The organism is Hydrogenophaga palleronii (assembly GCF_031457455.1).
GTDB classification, from domain to species: Bacteria; Pseudomonadota; Gammaproteobacteria; order Burkholderiales; family Burkholderiaceae_C; genus Hydrogenophaga; species Hydrogenophaga palleronii_A.
Window position 1 is genome coordinate 1 of record NZ_JAVDWU010000019.1, and the last position, 8,251, is coordinate 8,251.

At 53.9% G+C, this 8,251-nt stretch carries 8 protein-coding genes; 3 read left to right on the top strand and 5 right to left on the bottom strand.

The window, feature by feature from the left end; all coding sequences use genetic code 11:
* Positions 1–105: 105 nt before the first annotated feature.
* Entirely contained in the window at positions 106–501 is a 396-nt protein-coding gene (locus tag J2W49_RS25635; protein WP_310322751.1) for a DUF5071 domain-containing protein, read from the bottom strand.
* Positions 502–997: 496 nt separating this feature from the next.
* On the opposite strand from J2W49_RS25635, the gene J2W49_RS25640 reads away from it, so the two are divergent.
* Positions 998–1,522, top strand: a complete 525-nt coding sequence (locus tag J2W49_RS25640; RefSeq protein ID WP_310322754.1) for a hypothetical protein — start codon at positions 998–1,000, stop codon at positions 1,520–1,522.
* Between the two features lie 278 nt (positions 1,523–1,800).
* Here the strand turns inward: J2W49_RS25640 and J2W49_RS25645 are convergent, their stop codons facing one another.
* The 4 genes from J2W49_RS25645 to J2W49_RS25660 all read right to left on the bottom strand — a co-directional run bounded on the left by J2W49_RS25645 (position 1,801) and on the right by J2W49_RS25660 (position 5,255).
* The gene (locus J2W49_RS25645; RefSeq protein ID WP_310322757.1) at positions 1,801–2,085 is read right to left on the bottom strand and encodes a DUF6678 family protein; all 285 of its coding nucleotides are present in this window, start codon (positions 2,083–2,085) and stop codon (positions 1,801–1,803) included.
* Between the two features lie 967 nt (positions 2,086–3,052).
* Positions 3,053–3,304 (bottom strand): DUF7336 domain-containing protein, encoded by a 252-nt coding sequence (locus J2W49_RS25650; RefSeq protein ID WP_310322758.1) that lies wholly within the window; start codon positions 3,302–3,304, stop codon positions 3,053–3,055.
* A gap of 60 nt (positions 3,305–3,364) precedes the next feature.
* Positions 3,365–3,904, bottom strand: coding sequence for a hypothetical protein (locus tag J2W49_RS25655; protein ID WP_310322759.1), 540 nt, complete (start codon positions 3,902–3,904; stop codon positions 3,365–3,367).
* A 166-nt stretch (positions 3,905–4,070) separates the two neighbouring features.
* A complete protein-coding gene (locus J2W49_RS25660; protein WP_310322761.1) occupies positions 4,071–5,255 on the bottom strand; it encodes a hypothetical protein in 1,185 nt (394 codons plus the stop codon).
* A gap of 829 nt (positions 5,256–6,084) precedes the next feature.
* Here J2W49_RS25660 and J2W49_RS25665 point away from each other — a divergent pair.
* Together J2W49_RS25665 and J2W49_RS25670 are read left to right on the top strand one after the other, a co-directional pair.
* A complete protein-coding gene (locus J2W49_RS25665; protein ID WP_310322764.1) occupies positions 6,085–7,155 on the top strand; it encodes a hypothetical protein in 1,071 nt (356 codons plus the stop codon).
* 73 nt (positions 7,156–7,228) lie between these two features.
* Entirely contained in the window at positions 7,229–7,660 is a 432-nt protein-coding gene (locus J2W49_RS25670; protein ID WP_310322767.1) for a hypothetical protein, read from the top strand.
* The last annotated feature ends 591 nt before the right edge of the window (positions 7,661–8,251 follow it).

An 8,251-nucleotide genomic window follows, 5' to 3' on the forward strand; every position in this document is an offset into this window, starting at 1 on the left:
CCTGTCTGGGCCACATTTTCACACGCATGAAGACTTGGTATGCGCCGTTTGAGTGGCCCGGAAATTGTCCCTTCGAGAGTCCGCAACTGGCCGATGGCCGAATTGTCATGGCACCGAAATTCTCTGAAGCAGGTTTCGAGCAGCGTCCTGCACACCTTCGTCAGAATCAGCTCGACCAGAGCCCTCCGCCAACCATTTCAACTCCGGCACCAGCGCACTTTGAAGTGACGCTGAATGGGCCAATACCCCAACGACAAGACTGTACTTCCAACTGCTGTCAGACCCGACAAGCACGTCTCTCATGGCAGGGGCCAATGGGGCTCCGATGCTCGCAACAAATGGCTGCAAGACACGGGCGACCGGCCAATTCAAATCTTGCAGCCATTCCAAAATCTGAGGTAACACTGGCTGTACTGCTGGCCAGCCCAACTCGACTAGCTGTTGCGCTTTCTCAACCTCATACTTCGAAGCAGGAATCAGAGTGAAAGGTGAACGGTTCATTGCGTCGAAGTATCTCTTTCTGGCCGATGAGCGCCATGCTAGCTCAGGCGGCACAGAGTCGCCAGCGTGAGATCGGTCCAGCAAGCAGCAGACCTTCGACGGTGAGTTTTCGGGGCGACTGCCTGCCTCGCTGAATGACTGCAGCTCCGTCTACACCTGTCATTGACGCAGCCGCGCTGCTGGATGAGGTGATGACGGCTTCGTGCAAGGCACTGTGACCCCAGCTCCCGGCTGCGACCGACGGCACTCGCTGCAACTGCGTCCTTCCCAGTAAACTGCCCAACGGCTCGCGCGCCCGATCTATCAAGCCGCTCAGGCACAAAGAGACCAGTCGGGTTTGTTGGATCTGTTAAACCTGTTCATTCAACCGGTGCGTGACGTACTGAGTTGATTTCAAACGCATTTTTGGGATGTCATGAGACTTTGTTTAACGGCAGCGGTTGTGGGTATCCGGCGTTTTGCCGTTTAAATCAAAGTTAGGCCATAAGGAGAAAAAATGCAGCGAGGAGAAAAAATCGCTATTGGAGTCTCGGTAATTGCACTGCTAGTTAGTGTCATAAATACCATTCTGACCAGCCCTGTTATTATTGAGCTCTACTCAAAGCCTGAAATTTCTGTAGTGGAAACCAATAGAGAATTAAATGGTGACACATTTCGAACAATGTTTATTGTAAAGAATGAAGGTTCGAGCACGGCCAAAAATGTCGAGCTTGTTTTAAATGCACATGCCAAAGATATAGTGCAAACCATGCAAGGCTTTACTGGGGAGATAATAGAAAAGCCAAATGGCCCGCCTTTAAAAACAGTCACTTTGAAAGTTAACTATTTGCCGCCAAATGGTAGTTTTATAGTGTTACTTACGGGTAGCAAGGAAAGCCTTGTATCAACTGCCAAGGCATATAATATGGAAAATGGATCTCCTTCAAACTTGACCATTCCTAATGCGGTAAGTATTCGGTCTGAGCGTACAATTGGTAATGTCTATAATCAGTCGCCGTGGTTTCAGGTAAATGTTAACTAATTGGCAAGGCCTAACAAGGCGCTCAAGCAAGGACGCGCCAACGCGCGCCGCTTAGCTTGGCGTTGAACGACCGCATCCCCATTTGATGGTCGACAGCTCCTGGCCGACACCGGGCTCCTTGGAGGATCGCTGTAAGCTGTCATTGGCCTGCAGGAACGTCTCGCTGAAGATTGGCATGCCGACGACACCTTGTACTCACACTGTCGGCCAGGAGCGGTCTTGTGCGTCCGCAAAAGCTGCCGTTCAATGAGACGTGTTGGAGCCGACGGTATGAACCGCTACTCGTGAACTTCAGTTTCAGATCCAATGCGCCTACAAGTTTCTGCAACTTCATCAAGCGATGGTGCGCCTTCAGTAGCGCTCGGCTGCATTTCGCACCACTTAACAAACTTATGCTCACCCGGGCGGAAGTGGTAAGTCCAGTCCGCATCCCATCCAGTAGGCGGATGGACGAAGCCATTAGTGAATTGTGTTTTCCAATAAGGGTTATTGCCATAATCAGACAAGAACTGCTGAAACTCATTCCACTTGGTGTTATTGGCCAAGCTTTCAAATTGGTTCATGGATTGCTCAACGAATGCGTTATGCGTCACTTCGGCCATACGTCACGATAAGACAGCCTACGAGAGCGCCTGCGAGAAGAAGCCACATGCCGTAACTCGTTGCTAAGACGGGGATTGAATGAAGGCCAGCCAGCAACAGATTCGCACCTACTACGAATATGGCGACCACCACCATGTAGGAGAGGGCGACCCAGTAACTGCGAGGATGAGCGAAGTACCCGACGATCGCGCCCGGAAGTGCGCCCATCAGAAATGATTGCAGCAGAAGTGCAGCCCAAAGAAGCTGCGTGGGCTTTGGTGGAGCCCCGAGCATTTGATACACAGCGAAATGAAGTACGTCAAAGCCGAATGCCCATGCTGCGGCTGCGGCAACACCCACACTCAACACGACACATTTACTTCGAGTAGTGGCATTCATTGAGTCAAGGTACATAATGTTTATTAAGGGGTGGGTTTTAACCCGTCCCAGCGATCGGATCGTCGTTCGTAGATACGACCGTAGAGCCATTGGCCAAGCTTGAACTCGTCGTTGTTCTATCTCAACCGACTACCGCTGTGCGACGGGTTGGTACACGACGAATGACCACAGCCGCCTTTGTGTCGCGAGCATGAAGGACGTGCAGGAACGTTGTGCGACATAGAAGGCATCCATTTTTAAATAGATCAGTTGGCTTAAGCCGGAAGATCGGAGAGCAGGTTTAAAGGATCCGACAAATCTGACCATGCCGGAACACCCCCCGAGATCGTCGGTCAGTCCAACAAATCGCCTTGCCAGTTTACTGGAGCGTTCACGTCTCACTCCACAGGACATGCTGATTGCTGCAATCGGAATGGCTGCTATGCCGGCAAAGCTGTCATTCAACGTTGTGCATGGGCGGCAGACGGAACGCAACGTGCGGAGGTAACCGGCCAGCGCCGTTGGCCGGCTGTCCGCACGATGCACTTGTTGACTGCGGGCAGCGAGTACTCATGCGGTTACGTAGCCTTCCGACCAGCTGTCCTGATCTAGTTCAAACTCGTCAAGGTAGAACCCTTCCGAGACCCCAGGTGCAGAGGCATTGGCCAATTGAGGCGCATCGCGAAAACCAGGCAGCTTTCGGAAGCGATCAACTGCGGCCAAAGCAGAATCACGGGACGCGAAAACGCCAAGCGTCTTTACGTTTTCCTCGTCACCGTTCACGAGATGCAGATGTTGGAGTAGGAACACAATGCGGGTCATATTCTGCAGCACAACGAAATGAGCTCAGCGCGCGGCTATGCCGTCCGCTGGTTCAACCTGCTATATCTCACTGGCGGACTTGGCTAAAGGATCTAAGACTCTCAGCTCCGCCTCAGACTGGTCGTATACCAGAAGGACTGTACCGCTAAGGACGCGTGCAGACTGCAGCTTCGAGACCATCGAGTCAGCGAGTGACTGGCCATGGAAGTCTTTTAAGAATGAGAAGAATGCAGCGACTGCTTCTTCGTACTCCGTCTCAGACAGGCTGGACGGGAACATCAACTTGAAACGAAGTTTCGGCCCGGCTTCGGCGACGATCGAGTAGACCAGCGAGTAGGGCTGATTGGTCTTCACTTTGCCCTGCGTCCCTGTCACCACCATCTTCGGCGCAGTGGGACCCAAAAGTCGCGACCACATTGGTTTCAGCGCCGCCTTCACCGCGAAGTAATGGTCTTTGCCAATCTCGTTGAAGATTCCATCGAAATATGACTTGAAGAAGAAAACCACCAACGCAGTCGGCAGAAGCCATTCCACACCGGCCTGGGGTCCGGGCTTGTATGACTCGGAATGGAAACGTAGGCCCTCGCCCTCGACAGTCACTCTGAGCTCGTCAAAGTGTGACTCAGGGATTGACTCCGAGTGCAGTACAGCGACGTTAGGAGGTTGCATTGGATCGTGAGACATAGTGTCGCGCATCACCTGACCGCCTACAGCAGGCGTCGCCCGCTGTAGGCGGTCAAGTGCATGTGGTTGTTGGGCTTCATTTCTATGGAGATCCCAATTTCATAGCTCGGATGGCCGCGATCTTTTCGGGAATCAGAAAGGTGTGCTCGCTCAATCCATGAGTAAATCGCTCAAGTTCATCAAGCATTAAGTTCGTAAAATCGTTATGTCGGTAGCGCAACAGACCATTGAAAAGCATAAGGACGTTGCTGAGGCCAAAGGCCTTTGCTTCTCCCATAGGGAGATCGCGTTTGGCTTTCTCTAACGCTTGGCTCAAGAAGCCAATCTTCCAAAGCACGCAAACAATAAAATACGACACTGACAGGTATCCTTTTTCAGCCCCCATTCTATCAAGCAGCGCCTTAACGAAGCGCTCACGCTCATCGTCAGATTCGTATGATTCGTAAACCCTAATCAGAGCATCGAGATTGTCAGAATTAAGAGAGGCAGCTTCAGTATCTCGTGCTATCAATTGATTCGCTGGTGAGTTTGGCGTCCATGAGTCACCACCTAACCCTGTCATAGCTTGACCGCGGTAGACAATATGGACGCTCCCCAAGCCGCCAGCGGACTTTCCACAGACTTGATAGCGGCGGATTTCTGCCTTTAGAACCGACGCAACCTGCTGCTCGATTGGGTCAGCTATCGCGTAAAGATATTCCTCGGGTTCTTTCTGGGCGACCTCCTCTTTCGGTGCGTCCGACCGAAACACGAGGCGTTTTACGGAGTGACAGTTTCCGAACTGGTCGAAGAATTTAACACGACGTGGAATGAACACCTCGGTAGGCGAAGCAACTGGGGGGTACACCCAAAAATCAAAACTCAAGTTTCGCGTTTCTTGCGGCGAAATGTCGTACATGCCATACATATTCTCATGTAGCTGCCGAGATACCATTACCAAGCCGGCGACCCGCTTACGTCCAAAAATACCGTATCGCAGTTCTACCCGGGGAATGCGAACGGCAACGGAAGAAATGTTAGTCACCAACATTCTTCCGACAACTTGCATGACTGGCTCATCACCCTTCTTGCCCATATGCCACCAGCAGTTGTCTTCCGGCAATTCGGTGAGCTGCATAGTGGTTGTTGGCACGACGAAGCCTTCGCGACTTTTTCGTTTTTGCCACTCGTCGAAAACCCAGAAAAGGAACTTAACCATACCCGCTATCGCACCCCCGAGCGCGACGAGCACACCGATCCAGGCCCCTATTGTGACGGGATCGCTCACGTTACAAGACTCTCAAATTTGCTATTCACTTGAGAGCCCAATCACTGAGGCTAGCGGAGGCCGAAGGCAGTCCGTTCTGGGCCGACTTGTTAAACACACCTCTCATTGCATTTTCTCCAAGTCACTTTCAAGGATGTAAAGACTGTTTGGGACTGCGTTGTGACAGGATAAACCACGGGTGGAAACCTCGGCATCAAACCGCACAAGGACGCGACCTGGACGCGAAGCATGATTCAAGGTATCCACAACCGTCCCCATATCCCCGATCAGAGTCCAGTAGTTCTGGTTAGTCCGACAATCGAGTGGCGCAGAACTACTTCCGTTGAAGGAGCGGAGCACCACGCGAGAGTTGATCGGGAGCACGAGTAGCTTCCTCAGTGTTAACTTTGATTTAGACGGTAAACGCAGGATAACCACAATTGCGGTCGTTAAACAAAGTCGAATGCATCCGCAAAATTTCTTTGAAATCAATCTTGTAGCACAACATCCTGGATGCGCGAACAGTTTTTGACAGATGCGACACTCCCCACAGGCCTCCCAGGGCCTGAGCGGATTGAAGGGTTGGGGACGAAGGCCGTTGGGCAGCTTGCTTGCGAGCGCCCAGGTGCAGCAACAGAACCTGCAGACAGCTGCAGATGGAATGGCGGCTTTGCGGCACTCGACCATATGTCCGCTCAGGGTCGACTTGCGCCGGCGGTGACCTGGGAGAGCAGTCGTTCGGTCCGTCTCTAGTGCGGGCGCCGGCTTCCTGGTCCGACCGCGATCAGTATTACCAGCGACTACCGGCCTTCGGGAAGAGTCGTTCACCGGTGGTTTGACAAAAAACCATATGCTCATCGAATGGGACCGCTGCATCGCCGTCGATGTGAACATGCGGACATTCCGCCAACCAAGCTACTGCTCCTCAATGACTCTTTTCAAGACTACCCGGCGCACGCTTTTGAAGCTTATCGGTGGCCTGGCCGCCTTCAGAGGTGCGCGAAGCGGTACTGTGGACTCGTTCACGCTGATTCCAGAACTCTCTACGAGGCAGTTGCTGCAATATCGCCAGGACTTGAAATTGATGCGTGACGGCGTGATCGCACATCGCTCCCGATCGACCGTGACACTAGAGATTCGTGACCGCACTACGGAAGGATGGATCGCACGTTGGATCACCTCGGGTAGCGAGGTGATCGAAGCCGATCCTCGCGTGCGTCCAATCCTGGAGGCAATGCATGCGCTGTGGGATGGCATCGCAATCGATCTTGTGCTGGATGAGGGCGGGCGCCTTACCGGCTTGGCTGACTTCGCGGCCGTGCGGGAACATGGCGTGAAATCCCTCGATAGCCTTGTGGCAATGTTGGCGGCCGATCCGGCACGCGCCCCATTGGCCGAGCCACTGCGGGCCGCAATGCAGGCGACTCTGGTCGACGGCGGAATGCTCGCCCAAAGTCTGCTGAAGGAGCCTGCGATTTTGCTCGGTGCGATGGGTCACGATTACGGCGTTGGGGTGCCTTTAGAAGTTCGTACGCGAATCCCTTCACCGATGGGATCGGGCGAGGTTCCGGTTCTTGGACGCTACCAAGTGCGGGGCATATCCTCGCAGGAGCCGCGCGCCGACATCGGCTGGCTGATGGTATTGGATCGTGCCAGTACGGCGCGCACATTGGGCTCCGAGGTCTTGGGTGTCGTGCGGCAGTCTGAGACCGCCAAAGCGGCGTCTACAGGCGAGGAGCAAGAACCGGTCGCCGCATCCGTGGTCACCGACATGGCGGCAACGATTGACTTTGATGACCGCGGTGACTTCATTGTCGACACCGCGACCGCTTGGCCTGTGAGCGTGCGCAATGTGCGACGCGTTTCGATGGGCGCGGGCTCGCGGGTCGATACAGTCGAGCTGACGAGACTAGAGGCCTAGTTGCGACCGAGCCGCGCGCCCGTGGGCCTCACGAGCGAAATCGGCCAGAAGCAGTCTTACCTACCGATCTGCTATGAACTTTGATTTCAAACCTCTTTCGAGCACTTGGTTTGCCGAACTCGATTTGCGAGGGATGGTCGAGCCTTCGAGAATCCCCGAGCCAGTCAGGCATGCGAACTGGATGTGCGCGGCCAATCACGTGCGCGGAATCCTGTGCACCCAGTTGATAAGCTCGACACCAGAGATGCGCGAAGGTTGGTACTGGTACTTGTTCGCAGTTCGCACACGCCTCTACGTCCTGCGCTCAGGCGACGGTCAGGTGCGAGTGGAAAAAGAAGGCGTCAGCGGCTCATTGGCATTAACACCTCGCTCGTACTCGGGTTCGAAAATTGTCTCGATGGGAATTCAAGCGATTCATCTGCTACATGAAGCGTCATCCAGACCAAATGGCAATGCACCTACTATTTTGGATGCCAATGGCAAACCACTGGTGCGTGCGCCCTGAGCCCGCAGACACCAGTTCGCACGGCAATGTGAGATGTGATTGAGATCAGTAGGCCGATCAAACCAAACAAGTGGACGGCCGCTTAGGGCCCGGTGCCGCCTGAGCTAGCATGGCGGTCATCGACCAGAACCAGACACACACCCAATGCTTCCAACTCACGTAAAACGTTCACGCGGATGGCTTCATGCCGTAACTGTTTCATTGGGTGTTGCATGCTTCGCTGCCGGCGTTGCATTGCTGGTCGCCCAATTGGAAGTTCTGGCACCGTACAAGGTCAGAATCAAGTCCTACAGTTTCCTCGTCATCCTGACGGCCATTGCATTGGGTGCGGCGACGCTTTGGCGCCAAAAGGTTCCCCTGCGCCACTGGGGCAGTGTGCTAGACCCCAGGGAGCGACCGACGGCGTATGCGCTATGCATGGGTTTCCTAACGTGCCTTTTTGGAGCGATGGCCGCATTTGGATGGTTTCGACTAGCGTTTCCGCAATGACCGCTTCGGGCCGATTCTGTTGAAAAACTCCGCCGAAGCCCGTTTCTGGCCCATGGTTTGCATGCACTTTGTCATCGACGGAGGTGCACACCATGATGGGTC